This window comes from Rhizobacter sp., from assembly GCF_035702065.1.
Lineage (GTDB): Bacteria > Pseudomonadota > Gammaproteobacteria > Burkholderiales > Burkholderiaceae_C > Rhizobacter.
The window spans coordinates 1-13,872 of the sequence record NZ_DASSRA010000215.1 but is presented as its reverse complement, the minus strand read 5'-3'; the positions used below and the strand labels follow the sequence as shown (position 1 = coordinate 13,872).

Genomic DNA, 13,872 nt, shown 5'->3' with positions numbered 1-13,872 from the left:
CTGCGGCGTGGCATCGATCTCAATGGCGAGCTCGGGGTGGCGCTCACGCCAGCGCGCCATGCGCGGCAGCAGCCAGCGGTTGGCGAACGAGGGCAGCATGGTCACGCGCAGGCGCTGGGCCGCGCCGCTGGCGGCGGCTGCGGCGGCCTGCACGCCGTCGTCGAGCTGGGCCAGCGCCGGCTCCACGCTGCGCAGCAGCGCCTCGCCGGCGGCATTGAGCACCACGCGCCGGCCGCGGCGGTCGAATAGGGCGAAGCCGAGTTGTTCTTCCAGGCCGCGGATCTGCTGGCTCACGGCGCTGTGGGTGATGTGCAGCGTGTCGGCGGCGGCACGCAGGTTCTGCAGCCGGGCGACGGCGCGAAAGGCGGGCAGGGCTTGCAGGGTCAGTCGGGCCATGCTGGTAAGCATAGCTTACCGATCAGTGCAGAACAAATCGATTCCACGGGGAAGGATGGGCTCCTATGCTTACCAGCACAGTCTCAGCACACCCCACGGAGCCCGCCATGAACACCACCACCTGCCCTCAGCAACCGGTTCTTTCGCCGCACCCCGTGGCCCAGCTTTGGCACGGCATTGCCGCGCGTTGGGCCGCACACCTCGAAGGCGCCCGCCAGGCGCGCGAGTTCAGCTTCGTGGCCGACCTGAGTGCCGACACGTTGCGCGACATCGGTGCGCCCGAAGAGATGGTGGCGCACGCCCAGGACCGCCGCGACTCGCGCCAGCAGCGCATGCTCGACCTGCGCCAGTGGCGCGGCGGGTGACTACACGCGGTTCGTGGACATGCCGGACGTGCTGCGCAGCCGCTCGACGAGCTTGGGCGCAATCTGCGTCAGCGGCAGCACCTCGTGTGCCGCGCCGGCGTTGATGGCCTCGCGCGGCATGCCGAAGACCACGCAGCTGGCTTCGTCCTGCACGTAGTTGTAGCTGCCGGCGTCGCGCAGTTCCTTCATGGCCTTGGCGCCGTCGGCGCCCATGCCGGTGAGCATGATGCCCAGGGCGTTGGGGCCCACCACGCGGGCGGCCGACTTGAACAGCACCTCGACGCTGGGCTTGTGGCGGTTGACGGGGTCGCCGTCCTGCACGCGGGCGATGTAGTTGGCGCCGCTGCGCTCCACGCTCAGGTGAAAGCCGCCCGGCGCGATGTAGGCATGGCCGGGCAGGATGCGCTCGCCGTCACGCGCTTCGGCCACGCGGATCTTGCACAGACCATCGAGCCGCGCCGCGTAGCTCTTGGTGAAGCCGGGCGGCATGTGCTGCGTGATCACCACCGCCGGGCAGTCGGGCGGCAGGTTCATCAGCACTTCCTTGGTGGCCTCGGTGCCGCCGGTGGAGGCACCGATGAAGATGATCTTCTCCGTCGACAACCGGCCGATGGCGCTCACCGGCATGTGCGGGCGTGCGGCAGCGCTGCCGGGCGCAGCCGGGGCCGGCGTCACCAGCTTGCGCACGTGCGCCTTGGAGGCCACGCGCACCTTGTCAGTGATGTCTTCGGCCAGCAGGCGCAGGCCGTCGGCCACGCCGATCTTGGGCTTGGCGACGAAGTCGATGGCGCCCAGCTCCAGGGCCTTCATGGTGACTTCGGCGCCGCGCTCGGTCAGCGTGGACACCATCACCACCGGCATCGGCCGCAGGCGCATCAGCTTGGAGAGGAAGTCGATGCCGTCCATGCGCGGCATTTCCACGTCGAGCGTGATCACGTCCGGGTTGAGGTTGCGGATCATCTCGCGCGCCACCAGCGGGTCGGCCGCGGCGCCAATGCATTCCATGTCGACCTGCCGGTTGATGATCTCGGTGAGCAGGCTGCGCACCAGCGCCGAATCGTCCACCACCACCACGCGTGTCTTGGCCATGTTGTTGTGTCCCGTGTCTCTTTGTCTCTTGTCTCTGTCTTGTCCGCCTCAGAACAGGTCGACCGAGCCGCCGCCGGTTGCGGCCGGCACGGCTCTCTGCGCCGCGGCGCGGTCTTGGGCCAGCAGCGCATCGGTGTTGGTGGGCGCGAGGCGCTTGACCATGGCCTTGCCGCTGCCCGGCAGGAAGCACACCTTGCGCGGGTAGACGTCGAGCACATCCTTCGAGACGATCGGGATGCGCTCGGTCTTGAGGTAGTCCATGACGAAGTTGGTGTTGCGCTCGCCCACGTTCATGGTGGTCATGCCGCTCACCACCTGGCCGCCGCCGAAGACCTTGGCTTCCATGGTCAGGCGCGAGGCGCCGCGCTTCATCATCTCGTTGATCAGCAGTTCCATCGCGTACGAGCCGTAGCGGCCCGAGTCGCCTGCGCCGTCGGGCAGCATGAAGTGGTTCATGCCGCCGACCTTGGCCTGGCGGTCGTAGATGCACGCGGCAATGCACGAGCCCAGCGTGGTCATGATCAGGATGTCTTCGTCATACACGAAGTACTCGCCCGGCAGGATCTTGACCGCGTCGTTCTTGAAGTGCGCGTCGTAGAAAAAGAACGAGGCCTCGCCCGGCTTGCGGGGCTGGTTCTTGAGTCTGTCCAGGCGAGAACCTGCAGCCGCAGTGGAGGGGGAGATCAAGGCCATGGTGTTCCGTGTATCGGTGTGGATCGGGGGTGGCTTGAGAAGCGGTGACAACTGCTCACTCAAACGCGTTCGTAAACCGTCTTTCCACGCAGGCGGAACAGGTCTTTGGACTCGGTGAAGTTCTCGGAGTGGCCCACGAAGAGCAGGCTCTTGGGCTTCATCACGCCGTGGATGCGCTCCAGCACGCGGCGCTGCGTGGGGCCATCGAAATAGATCATGACGTTGCGGCAGAACACGATGTCGAAGGGCTCGCCCAGCGACCAGCGCGAGTCCATCAGGTTGTGCGGGCGGAACTCGATCAGCCGCGCCAGCTCGGGCTTGACGCGAATGGAGCCGCTGTTGGCACCCTTGCCGCGCAGGAAGTGCGCGCGCAGCCGTTCGGGCGACAGGCCGCGCGCCTCGGCGCTGTAGACGCCGCGGCCGGCGGTGGCCAGCACCTTGGTGTCGATGTCGCTGGCAATGATCTTGACCGACGCGTTGGCTTCGGCGCAGGTCATGGCGATGGAGTAGGGCTCTTCGCCGGTGGAGGCGGCGTTGCACCAGATGCGCAGGTTCTGGCCGCTGCGCGACTTGAGGTCGGTGGCGAGCGCGTGGAAGTGGTGTTCTTCGCGGAAGAAGGAGGTCAGGTTGGTCGTGAGGCAGTTCACGAACTCCTGCCATTCCGGGTCGTTGGCGGCCGTCTTCTCCAGCGACTGCAGGTACTGCGCGAACGAGCGGATATTGGTTTCGCGCAGTCGGCGCGAGAGCCGGCTGTAGACCATGGCCTGCTTGCCCGCGTGCAGGCTGATGCCGGCGTGCTGGTAGATCAGTTGGCGCACGCGCTCGAAGTCGGCCGCACTGAAGCTGAACTCCTGTTCGGCACCCGCGGCGCTGCGCAGGGCAACAAGTTCGGCGGGCGATGCGGCTGCACTCATGAAGGCTCCAGGCGTGTGTTTTTGTCGGACTGCAAACCCGAGGAGGCGCACCTCGGCGGACGAGAAGATCCTTCGGGTTTATCGGTAGCAAGTCTGCGTGGCTTGAGGGCCGGCGAAGGTTCAAGTTGGCGGGTATTCACGTTTCATATCCGGGGCCTCGTGCGAAAAGCGCGCTGCTAGACTGGCCCGCAACACCATGACCCCTGTGCCTGCCTCGCCCGCGCCTGCCGAACCCTCGCAGCTCAAGCTCGGGGCGGCCCTGCAGTTGCTGGCGCAGTCCGGCCATGCCTTGCCCCATCTCGACGAGGTGGGTTCGGCCGCGTGGCTGCAGGCCGTCATCGACGCGCTGTGCGACCTGTCCAGCCGCGACCCACTCACCGGCCTGGCGAATCGCCGCCAGTTCGAGCTGGCGCTGGCGCGCGAGATCGACCGCGTGGCGCGTGCCGGCGAACCGGCCCTGGTGCTGATGTGCGACATCGACCGCTTCAAGCTCGTCAACGACACCCACGGCCACGCTGCCGGCGACCTGGTGATCCAGGCGGTGGCGCAATGCCTCATGGACTGCGTGCGGCCGATGGACACGGTGGCGCGCTTCGGCGGCGAAGAGTTCGCCATCATCCTGCCCAATTGCCCGCCGGCCTTCGGCCAGACCGTGGCCGAGCGCATCCGCCGCAAGGTGGAGCAGCGCGAGGTGCCGGTCAGCCTCACCGAGACGCTCAAGGTCACCATCAGCCTGGGCGGTGCGTTTGCGCCGCAGTGGGTGCGCTCCTCGGCGCCGCTGTGGATCGAGCGCGCCGACCAGCAGCTCTACCGCGCCAAGACAGAAGGCCGCAACCGCGCCTGCCTGGAGATGCCTCCAGTCTCGCTGGTCAGCGCCGAAGAAAAGGGAATGCTCTTCGGCCACTCCCAGTTTCAGGAACTCGAGTAAGCCATGACGACTCCCCCGACACCCCCCGCAGCGGCCCCCGGCCGCCGGGCTCGCATTCTTGCCGTCACCAGCGGCAAGGGTGGCGTGGGCAAGACCTTCGTGTCGGCCAACCTGGCTGCCGCCCTGGCCCGCCGGGGCGAGCGCGTGCTGGTGCTGGATGCCGACCTGGGCCTGGCCAACCTCGATGTGGTGCTCAACCTTTTCCCCAAGATCACGCTGCACGACGTGTTCACCGGCAAGGCCAAGCTCGAAGACGCCATCCTGCCCGCACCGGGCGGCTTCTCGGTGCTGCTCGCCGGCTCCGGCCTGGTGGAGTACTCGCGCCTCACGAGCGAGGTGCGCGACCAGCTGCTCAAGATCATCGAGACCGTGGCACCGCGCTACGACCGCATCCTGCTCGACACCGGCGCAGGCATCTCCGACGTGGTGCTGTTCGCCGTCTCTCTGGCCAGTGACGTGCTGGTGGTCGCCACGCCCGAACCCACCTCATTGACCGATGCCTACGCCACCATCAAGGTGCTGGCCACGCAGCAGCAGCGCAGCAGCATCGCGCTGGTCGTCAACCAGGTCAGCCGCAGCGGCGAAGGCCGCGTGATCCGCGGCCAGTTGCAGCAGGTGGTCGACCGCTTCGTCTCGCCCTCGTTGGCCGAGGGCAGCACGCCGGTGAAGCTGGAGCTGCTGGGCGAGATCCCGTCCGACACCGCGGTGCGCGAAGCCGTGCAGAAGCGCCAGCTGCTGCTCGAAAGCCTGCCGGGCTGCGAGGCCGCCAAGGGGATCGTGGGGATTGCTGCCAAGCTGGCCACGCCGACATGACGGAAGCAACCAAACCGGCCACGCCGTTCGAGTGGGTGGGTGGCGAGCAAGCGGTTCGCGCCCTCGTCGACCGCTTCTACGACCTGATGGACCTGGAACCCGCCTTCGCGGGCCTGCGTGCCCTGCATCCCACACCGCTCGATGGTTCGCGCGACAAGCTGTTCTGGTTCCTGTGCGGCTGGCTGGGCGGCCCGTCGCATTACACCGACCGCTTCGGCCACCCGATGCTGCGCGCACGGCACCTGCCCTACGCCATCGGCATCGCGGAGCGCGACCAGTGGATGGCGTGCATGAAACAGGCGATGGTCGAAACCGAACTCGACCCAACTCTCACCCAGCGACTCGAAGAATCCTTCTTCAAGACCGCCGACTGGATGCGCAACAAGCACGGCGCCTGATCAAGCACCTGGCGCCTTCAGCAACACCACCAGCGCCCCGTTGCCACCCTCGGCCGGCCGTGCCTGCACGAAGGCCAGCACCTCGTTCTTCTGCACCAGCCAGCTGCGCACGCGCGCCTTGAGCACAGGCTCGCGACCCGGCGAACCGTGTCCCTTGCCGTGCACCACGCGCACGCAGCGCAAGCCATGTTCGGCCGCCTCGCGGATGAAGGCATTGAGCTGCACCCGGGCCGGGTCGCGCCGCAGCCCGTGCAAGTCGATCTGGGCCTGGATGGCCCAGCCGCCGCGGCGCAGCTTGCGAACGACGTCCAGCCCGATCTCGGGGCGGCGGAAGGAGAGGGTTTCGTCCGTCTCCAGCAGGCTGTCGACGTTGAATTCGTCGGAGAGCGATTCGCGCAAGGCCGCTTGCTCATCGCGCTGCCGCTGGCGCGGTTCGGGCGAGGGTGGGGCCAGGGCATGGCGCACGCGCCCGCTGGGCCGCAGCGGCTGCACCGGCCCCACGCTGGTGGCGAAGAGTTCGCGCTCACGCTTCTCGCGCGCAGCGATCTCGCGCTGCAGCGCCGCTTGACGCTCGGCTTCTTGCCGCGCGCGGGCGAGCGTGTCCTTCAACTCGGACAGTGCGTGCAGGCCGCGGCGGCGGGTGTTCATCCGGCCACTGTAGCCCCCGCTGGGCCCAGGCTCAGCGGTTGGTGGGGTAAGTAGTCAGCAGCTTGGGGTCGTGCGGGTACTGCAGCGAGGGCAGCGTGTCGGCGAAACCGTCGAAGGGCTGGCCAGGTCGCGTGGGCGCAGCCTCTTCACGCGGCGTCTGCGAGACGGCGGCCGGCGGCGCACGTCGGCCGGCGGCCATGGTCTCGCGGGTGAGATGGCGTGCGAGCTGCGATTTGGTGGCGCTGAGATCTCGCTGCAGTTGCGCGATCTGCCGCTTGGCCTGCTCGATGTGCTGGCCCGCGAGCTGCAGCTGCTGCGCATGCCGTGCGCGCTGCTTGGCGAGCCCGTCGAGGTACCTCGAGCGCAAGAAGATCCACTGGCCCAGGGTGACCACCACGAGCAAGACGGGCGCAAGCCACACGATGGCGTCGGTGCTCATGGGTCGCTCCTGGAAATGATCCTGCCGGTCACTTTAGAAGTGGCGGGCGGGCTTGGGGAAGGACGCATGTCACGCTTGCGGCCGCTCTTCGGGGGGGCGTCCCCCGAAACGAGGGCGTGGTTGCGCAGAAGCGCACGCGCCGCAGTGTCAGCGCCGGTGCGTCAGATCAGCCCGCGTTCCGCGAAGGACACCACCTCGGCCTGCCCCACCACGAGGTGGTCGAGCACGCGCACGTCGATCAGGGCGAGTGCCTGGTTCAGGGTCTGCGTCAGGTACTCGTCGGCCTTGGAGGGCTCGGCTGCCCCCGAGGGGTGGTTGTGTGCCAGCAGCACCGCGGCGGCGCCCAGTTCCAGCGCGCGCTTGAGCACCTCGCGCGGGTAGACGCTGGTCTGCGTGAGCGTGCCGCGGAACATCTCTTCCAGGCGGATGAGGCGGTTCTGCGCATCGAGGAACAGCACCACGAACACCTCGTGCGGGCGCGAGCCGATCTGCAACCGCAGGTATTCCTTCACGCGCGTGGGCGAGTCGAACACGGGCCGCTGCATCAGCTCTTGCGCGAGCGAGCGGCGGGCCAGCTCCAGCACCGCGCTCATCTCCGCTCGCTTGGCGGGGCCCAGGCCCTTGATGCGCTTGAGGTCGTCGGGTTGCGACCCCAGCAGCCCGCTCAGGCCGCCGAACTCGGTGAGCAGGTTGTGCGACAGCTGCAGCACCGACGTGCCCTTGAGCCCGGTGCGCAGCAGCAGTGCAATCAGTTCCGCATCGGCCAGGGCGGCTGGGCCGCGGGCCAGCAGTTTTTCGCGCGGGCGGGCATCGGGCGGAAGGTCTTTGAGCACCATGGGGGCGGGGCACCTAAAATTCGGCGTGAGCTGTTTCGAGGAATTTCATTGAACCACGTTGTCCACCACGTGCAGCAGGGGTCGTTCCTGACCCTGCACTACCGTCTTTGCGGCCCCGATGGTGCCGACATCATCAACACCTTTGCCGACAAGCCGGCCACGTTGTCGCTGGGCTCGGGCGAGCTGGCGCCGGCGATGGAGGCGCGCCTGATCGGCCTGCCCGAGGGCACGCGCACCAGCTTCGAGCTGGCGCCGTCCGAAGCTTTTGGCGAGCGCAACCCGGACATGCTGCAGCGCGTGAAACTGAGCCTGCTGCACCAGCTGGGCGACCCCGACGAGGAATACGGCGTGGGCGACGTGGTGCAGTTCCCCACGCCCGATGGCCAGGGTGCCTATGCGGGCGTGGTGCGCGAGGTGGGCAGCGATTGGCTGCTGTTCGACTTCAATCACCCGCTGGCCGGCCAACCGGTGACCTTCGAAGTTCACGTGATCGGGGTGCTGTGATGAGCGTCGTCGAAGAGGTGATCCTGGCCGAGCCGCGGGGCTTCTGTGCGGGGGTTGATCGCGCGATCGAGATCGTCGAGCGCGCGCTCGCCAAGTTCGGGGCACCCATCTACGTGCGCCACGAGATCGTGCACAACACCTACGTCGTGAATGACCTCAAGGCCAAGGGCGCGATCTTCATCGAAGACCTGGCCGAGGTGCCGCCTGGTGCCACGCTGGTATTCAGCGCGCACGGCGTGTCGCAGGCGGTGCGCAAGGAGGCCGATGCGCGCGGCTTCAGCGTCTTCGACGCCACCTGCCCGCTGGTGACCAAGGTGCACGTCGAAGTGGCCAAGCTGCACAAGGAAGGCTACGACTTCATCATGATCGGCCACAAGGGCCACCCCGAAGTCGAAGGCACCATGGGCCAGCTCAGCGAGGGCATTTATCTGGTGGAGGACGTGGACGACGTCGCCAAGGTACAGGTCGCGCAGAGCGAAAAGCTCGCAGTGGTGACGCAGACCACGCTGTCGGTGGACGATGCGGCCGGCATCCTCGATGCGGTGAAGCAGCGCTTCCCCAACATCCGCCAGCCCAAGCAGCAAGACATCTGCTACGCCACGCAGAACCGGCAGGACGCCGTCAAGGTGCTGGCGCCGCAGGTCGACGTGCTCATCGTCGTGGGCAGCCCCACCAGCTCCAACAGCAACCGCCTGCGCGAACTGGGCGAGCGCCTGGGTGCGCAGGCCCACATGGTCGACCAGCCCGAAGACCTGCAGCCCGAGTGGTTCGAGGGCAAGCGCCGCGTCGGCCTCACCGCAGGCGCCTCGGCGCCCGATGTGCTGGTGCAGCAGGTCATCACCCGTTTGAAGGCATTGGGCGCGGTATCGGTGCGCACCCTGCCGGGCGCCGAAGAGACGGTGCACTTCCCCTTGCCCAAAGGTCTGAAATAAATGCTTGATATCACTCTGCTGCGCAAGGATCTGGCGAGCGTCATCGCCACCCTGGAGAAGCGCAAGACGCCCCAGCCTTTCCTCGACGTCAATCGCTTCCAGTCGCTGGAGACCGAACGCAAGGCCATTCAGACGCAAACCGAGGAGCTGCAGGCCAAGCGCAACAGCCTGTCCAAGCAGATTGGGCAGCTCAAGGCGCAGAAGCAGGACACGACGGCCGTGATGGCCGAAGTGGGCGGCCTGGGCGATGCGCTCAAGGCCTCGGCCGACCGGCTGGAGGTGATCCAGGCCGAGCTCTCGCAGATGCTGATGAGCGTGCCCAACCTGCCGCACGAGAGCGTGCCGCAGGGCGCGGACGAGCAGGGCAATGTGGAACTCCACCGCTGGGGCACCCCGCGCAACTTCGACTTCCCGGTCAAGGACCACGTCGACCTGGGCGCCCCGCTGGGCCTCGACTTCGACACCGGCGCCAAGCTCTCGGGTTCACGCTTCAGCTTCCTGCGCGGCCCGGTCGCGCGCTTGCACCGCGCGCTCGCGCAGTTCATGCTCGACATGCAGACGCAGCAGCACGGCTACACCGAGTGCTACACGCCCTACATCGTCAACCGCGAGGTGCTCGAAGGCACTGGGCAGTTGCCCAAGTTCGAGGAAGACATGTTCTGGGTCAGCCGCGGTGGCGACGAGTCGCAGGCCGTGCAGTACCTCATCTCCACCTCGGAGATCTCGCTCACCAACACTGTTCGCGACACCGTGCTCGCGGCCGACCAGCTGCCCATCAAGCTGACGGCGCACAGCCCCTGCTTCCGAAGCGAGGCCGGCAGCGCCGGGCGCGACACGCGCGGCATGATCCGCCAACACCAGTTCGACAAGGTCGAGATGGTGCAGATCGTCCACCCCGAGAAGAGCTACGAGGCGCTCGAAGAGATGCGCGGCCATGCCGAGGCGGTGTTGCAGAAGCTGGGCTTGCCCTACCGCGTCGTCACGCTGTGCACCGGCGACATGGGTTTCGGATCGACCAAGACCTACGATCTCGAGGTCTGGCTGCCAGCGCAGAACACCTACCGCGAGATCAGCTCGGTGTCGAACTGCGAAGCCTTCCAGGCGCGCCGCATGCAGGCGCGTTTCAAGAACGCGCAAGGCAAGAACGAACTGGTGCACACGCTCAATGGTTCCGGCCTGGCGGTGGGCCGCACCTTGGTGGCCGTGCTGGAGAACGGCCAGAACGCCGATGGTTCGATCACCGTGCCCGAAGCGCTGCGACCGTACCTGGGTGGGCAGGCCACCTTCCAAGCCTGAGCTAGAATGCGCGACTCGGCGAAACGCGACCCGCCGAACACCAGATCAGGAGAGGTGGCAGAGTGGTCGAATGTACCTGACTCGAAATCAGGCGTACGGTATCCCCGTACCGAGGGTTCGAATCCCTCCCTCTCCGCCAGTCGAAGACAACGGGCCCCTCGGGGCCCGTTTTTCTTTGCGCTGAGAGGCGCCAGGCCTGGCCCCGAACAGCACACCCCCAGAGGGGTGGAGGCTTGTAAGAGCGTGTACCAATGCACGCCACAGGCCCGGCCGCGCCGCAAAATCGCGGCCTGCCTGACAGGGACAAGAAAGAATGAACGATCGCCTGAGCGACGCCATCACCGGTGCCCAAGCCAGATTCGATGATCTTCTGGCCGACTGGACCCAAGCCCAGCGCATCTACAACCTGAGCGGCGGCGGCCGCATCAGCGACCTGCTGGTCGAACGCTTCACGCTGGTCGACAAGGTCGGCGAGCCTTTCGTCCTGCAGCTGAACGTGCTCACGCTCGACGCCAGCGTATCCATCCACGAACTGCTGGGCCAGCCGCTCGCGCTGAGAACTGCCCTGTCGGACGGCAGCGCCCGCACCCACAGCGGCCTGGTCTTCGAGGCGAGGCGGCTCGAAGCCGATGGCGGCTTCCAGCGCCTGCAGCTCACCGTGCGGCCCTGGGTGCAGCTGCTCGCCCACGAGTCCCATTCCCGCGCGTGGGAGAACAAGACCGTCATCGAGATCGTCGACACCGTGCTCGGCGGTGCAGCCTACAGCGCATATGCCGACTGGCGCTGGGGCGAGCAAAGCGAATCGGGTGATGCCGAAGACATCGCTGCCTTCCTGGCCCGTGGCCCCAACGGTGGCGTGTACCCGCTGTGCTGTCAGTACCGCGAGACCAACCTGCACTTCATGCAACGCCTGCTGGCGGCGCACGGTCTGGGCTGGCGCTTGGAAGAGGCCGAAGACACCAAGGCCGGGCACCGCGTCGTTTTCTTTGCCGACAGCGCGCGCTGGCCGCAGAACATCACCTCTGCATCCGCCCGCGGTGGCCCCGGCATCCGCTTCCACGCCTCGGCCGCGAGTTCCATGCAAGAGCAGGACGCTATCCAGAGCTTCGGCGGCCAGCGCAGCCTCAATCCGGCAACCACCAGCGTGCTGGTCTGGGACTACGCCAGCAAGTCCGCTGTCGCGGCCAGCGCACCCACCTGCCACGAGTTCGGTGCTCCCGTGGTGCAAAACATGGCCACGTGGCTGGAGAGTTACTTGAGCGTGGGTGCATCGGCCGACACCGGTAGCTGCACCAGCGCGGAGTTGCAGCATCTGGCTGAACTGGGCCAGCAGGCCCACGAGTTTCGCAACAAGACTTGGCTTGGCCGCAGCTCCGTGCGCAGCTTGCGTGCCGGCGAGTTCTTCCAGCTCAAGCAAAGCACGCTCGATGCCCTCAGCGACCTGGGGCGCGGCGAGGCCGACATCGAGTTCACCGTGCACTGCGTGCACAGCCTGGGCATCAACAACCTGCCCAAGGAACTGAGCAGCCGCATCGCGCGAGCCATGGCGAACGCGGCGTCCCCTGATGGTGACGCTTTCGCCGTGGGCGGCCAGCCCGACCCGATGGCCGATCTGCTTGACGCCCTGGCCAACGACCCCGAGTTGAGTGCGCAGGCCGCCGCCACAGGCCACGCCAACCGCTTCGAGGCCTGCCGCCGGGCCATCCCCTGGCGGCCCTTGCATGTGCCCCAGCCCACGGCGCTGGGAGTGCAGACGGCCGTGGTGGTTGGCCCCAGCGGCAACACGCGCCCTGAAGGGACCGACGAGCTGTACACCGATGCCTTCGGCCGCATCCGCGTCCAGTTCCACTGGCAAGGCAACGGCCATGCCGATGCGCGCGACGACAACCGCAAGTCGTGCTGGGTGCGCGTGGTGCAGCGCTGGGCCGGCGCCGGTATGGGCCAGCAGTTCATCCCGCGCATCGGCCAAGAGGTGCTCATCGAGTTCCTCGAAGGCCACATCGACCGGCCTGTGTGCATCGGCACCCTCTACAACGGCCGCGGCGAGGCCGGCCAGGCGCGCACGCCCGGCGGCGCCGCGGGCGAGACCGACCTGACGCCCTACAGCCAGAGCAGCGACCACAGCCCCAGCGCCCAGGGCAACCTCGTGAGCGCTGGCAACGCACCGGCCTGGCACGGCGGTGCGCCGGGGGGCGCCACGGCGGGCACGAACGCGCAGAACAACCCCGCCGCGCTCTCGGGAGCAAAGAGCAAGGAGTTCGGAGGCGAGGGCTACAACCAGCTCGTCTTCGACGACACCCCCGGCCAGCTGCGCGTGCAACTGGCCACCACCCAGCACGCCACCCAGCTCAACCTCGGTCATCTGATCCACCAGGCCGACAACCACCGCGGCAGTTACCGGGGCCAAGGTTTCGAGTTGCGCACCGACGCCTACGGCGCCATCCGCGCGACGCAGGGCCTGCTCATCAGCAGCTACGGCACACGCGAAGCCGACCCGGCCGGCGACAACGCCCCCGGCATGGCCCTGCTCAAGCAGGCGGCAGCACTTGCGGACAGCTTCAACCAGGCCGCCCAGACCCACCAGACCACCACGCTGGCCAGCGCGATCGGCAGCATCAAGGCGAGCCAGAGCAGCTTGAGCGACAAGCTCGCGCCGATGAAAGCCTTGCACCAGGCCGCCAGCGGCATGGTGAGCGAAGCGGCGCAAGACAGCGCGCTGAGCGATGCGAGCAGCAAGGCCACGCAAGCGAAGAGCGGCAAGCTGCCCCATACCACCGACCCCATCGTCGCCATCACCGGCAAGGCTGGCCTGGCCACCGTGGCCGGCCAGGACATCCAGTTCGCCAGCGGTGAGGTGATCAGCGTGCAGGCCGGGCAGGACATCCAGCTGGTCAGCGGCAACCAGGCCCGCCTGCACACGGGCCAAAGCCTGGGCATTCTGGCCGGTGCTGTCCAGCCAGGGCAAGGAGCCCAGGGCACCGGCATGACCTTGATCGCAGGCCAGGGGCCGGTGCAGATGCAGGCCCAGGCGGGACAGGCGGAGGTGGCGGCCAAGAACCTCGTCAACGTGCAGAGCGCCAGTGGGCACATTGATTGGGCGGCGGCCAAGAGGATCACCCTGTCCACGTCAGGGGGCGCGCAGATCGTGATTGAAGGTGGCGGGATCACGGTGCAGTGCCCGGGGAAGATCACGGTCAAGGCGGCGACGAAGAGTTTGGTGGGGCCTGGTGCGGAGAGCTATCCGATGCCAAGACTCCCGCGATCCGCGATGCCGGAGCGAGACCTCGCTTTCAACATGGTGCTGGCAGACACGCCGGGGCCGAACGGGCACCCCCTCGCGTTCACGCAATGGAAGATTGCTCGCAGCCGGCGTGAGCCGGAAGGCATGGCCTTGCTGGAAGACGCGCAAGTTGTTGCATCCGGCATGAGCGACGCGCAAGGCAAGGTGCAGCTCGACGCAGCGCAGCAAAGACTCGTAGCGCAGGCTTACTGCCAAGACCCCGACGGTACCTGGCTGGTGTATCGGGGCCACGCCGTGCAAATCAACGTCGCCGGCGAAAGGCCTGACTGGACACAAGACGAAAAGCTACGCCATGCAATGAGCGCCTCGGACTTCAGTGG

At 67.3% G+C, this 13,872-nt stretch carries 15 protein-coding genes and 1 tRNA gene; 9 read left to right on the top strand and 7 right to left on the bottom strand.

Features of this window, described 5'->3' with window-relative positions:
* Positions 1 to 408: LysR family transcriptional regulator (locus VFL64_RS10065; protein ID WP_489540241.1), on the bottom strand; the 408-nt coding region annotated here is incomplete at its 3' end.
* A gap of 95 nt (positions 409 to 503) precedes the next feature.
* Between VFL64_RS10065 and VFL64_RS10060 the strand changes: the two genes are divergently transcribed.
* On the top strand, positions 504 to 761 hold the full coding sequence (locus VFL64_RS10060; RefSeq protein ID WP_489540240.1) for a hypothetical protein: 258 nt from the start codon (positions 504 to 506) through the stop codon (positions 759 to 761).
* Here the strand turns inward: VFL64_RS10060 and VFL64_RS10055 are convergent, their stop codons facing one another.
* The 3 genes from VFL64_RS10055 to VFL64_RS10045 are packed head-to-tail and all read right to left on the bottom strand — an operon-like array spanning position 762 to position 3,457.
* Positions 762 to 1,850 (bottom strand): protein-glutamate methylesterase/protein-glutamine glutaminase, encoded by a 1,089-nt coding sequence (locus VFL64_RS10055; RefSeq protein ID WP_489540239.1) that lies wholly within the window; start codon positions 1,848 to 1,850, stop codon positions 762 to 764.
* Positions 1,851 to 1,898: 48 nt separating this feature from the next.
* Positions 1,899 to 2,543 (bottom strand): chemoreceptor glutamine deamidase CheD, encoded by a 645-nt coding sequence (gene cheD / locus VFL64_RS10050; RefSeq protein WP_489540238.1) that lies wholly within the window; start codon positions 2,541 to 2,543, stop codon positions 1,899 to 1,901.
* Positions 2,544 to 2,602: 59 nt separating this feature from the next.
* A complete protein-coding gene (locus tag VFL64_RS10045) occupies positions 2,603 to 3,457 on the bottom strand; it encodes a CheR family methyltransferase (RefSeq protein WP_489540237.1) in 855 nt (284 codons plus the stop codon).
* A 196-nt stretch (positions 3,458 to 3,653) separates the two neighbouring features.
* Between VFL64_RS10045 and VFL64_RS10040 the strand changes: the two genes are divergently transcribed.
* Genes VFL64_RS10040 through VFL64_RS10030 form a run of 3 tightly spaced genes read left to right on the top strand, consistent with a single transcriptional unit; the run spans position 3,654 to position 5,596 of the window.
* On the top strand, positions 3,654 to 4,385 hold the full coding sequence (locus VFL64_RS10040; RefSeq protein WP_489540236.1) for a GGDEF domain-containing protein: 732 nt from the start codon (positions 3,654 to 3,656) through the stop codon (positions 4,383 to 4,385).
* Between the two features lie 3 nt (positions 4,386 to 4,388).
* Positions 4,389 to 5,198 carry a MinD/ParA family protein gene (locus VFL64_RS10035; RefSeq protein WP_489540235.1) on the top strand — a complete coding sequence of 270 codons (810 nt, stop codon included), beginning with the start codon at positions 4,389 to 4,391 and terminating at the stop codon, positions 5,196 to 5,198.
* Positions 5,195 to 5,596 (top strand): group II truncated hemoglobin, encoded by a 402-nt coding sequence (locus VFL64_RS10030; protein WP_489540234.1) that lies wholly within the window; start codon positions 5,195 to 5,197, stop codon positions 5,594 to 5,596. Before VFL64_RS10035 ends, VFL64_RS10030 begins: the two co-directional genes overlap by 4 nt.
* Here VFL64_RS10030 and VFL64_RS10025 read toward each other — a convergent pair whose 3' ends face one another.
* The 3 genes from VFL64_RS10025 to radC all read right to left on the bottom strand — a co-directional run bounded on the left by VFL64_RS10025 (position 5,597) and on the right by radC (position 7,519).
* Positions 5,597 to 6,244: a Smr/MutS family protein gene (locus VFL64_RS10025; protein ID WP_489540233.1), complete on the bottom strand. Its 648-nt coding sequence runs from the start codon at positions 6,242 to 6,244 to the stop codon at positions 5,597 to 5,599. It lies immediately after the preceding gene.
* Positions 6,245 to 6,275: 31 nt separating this feature from the next.
* Positions 6,276 to 6,683: a hypothetical protein gene (locus tag VFL64_RS10020; RefSeq protein WP_489540232.1), complete on the bottom strand. Its 408-nt coding sequence runs from the start codon at positions 6,681 to 6,683 to the stop codon at positions 6,276 to 6,278.
* 161 nt (positions 6,684 to 6,844) lie between these two features.
* Entirely contained in the window at positions 6,845 to 7,519 is a 675-nt protein-coding gene (radC, locus tag VFL64_RS10015; RefSeq protein ID WP_489540231.1) for a RadC family protein, read from the bottom strand.
* A gap of 48 nt (positions 7,520 to 7,567) precedes the next feature.
* Between radC and VFL64_RS10010 the strand changes: the two genes are divergently transcribed.
* The 5 genes from VFL64_RS10010 to VFL64_RS09990 all read left to right on the top strand — a co-directional run.
* Positions 7,568 to 8,023 (top strand): FKBP-type peptidyl-prolyl cis-trans isomerase, encoded by a 456-nt coding sequence (locus VFL64_RS10010; RefSeq protein WP_489540230.1) that lies wholly within the window; start codon positions 7,568 to 7,570, stop codon positions 8,021 to 8,023.
* Positions 8,023 to 8,955, top strand: coding sequence for a 4-hydroxy-3-methylbut-2-enyl diphosphate reductase (gene ispH, locus VFL64_RS10005; RefSeq protein WP_489540229.1), 933 nt, complete (start codon positions 8,023 to 8,025; stop codon positions 8,953 to 8,955). Before VFL64_RS10010 ends, ispH begins: the two co-directional genes overlap by 1 nt.
* Positions 8,956 to 10,251 (top strand): serine--tRNA ligase, encoded by a 1,296-nt coding sequence (gene serS, locus VFL64_RS10000; RefSeq protein WP_489540228.1) that lies wholly within the window; start codon positions 8,956 to 8,958, stop codon positions 10,249 to 10,251. It abuts the gene before it with no gap.
* A 48-nt stretch (positions 10,252 to 10,299) separates the two neighbouring features.
* Positions 10,300 to 10,390 (top strand) — tRNA-Ser (locus VFL64_RS09995).
* Between the two features lie 174 nt (positions 10,391 to 10,564).
* Positions 10,565 to 13,872, top strand: a 3,308-nt coding sequence (locus tag VFL64_RS09990) for a type VI secretion system Vgr family protein (RefSeq protein WP_489540227.1), incomplete at its 3' end; no start/stop codon positions are given.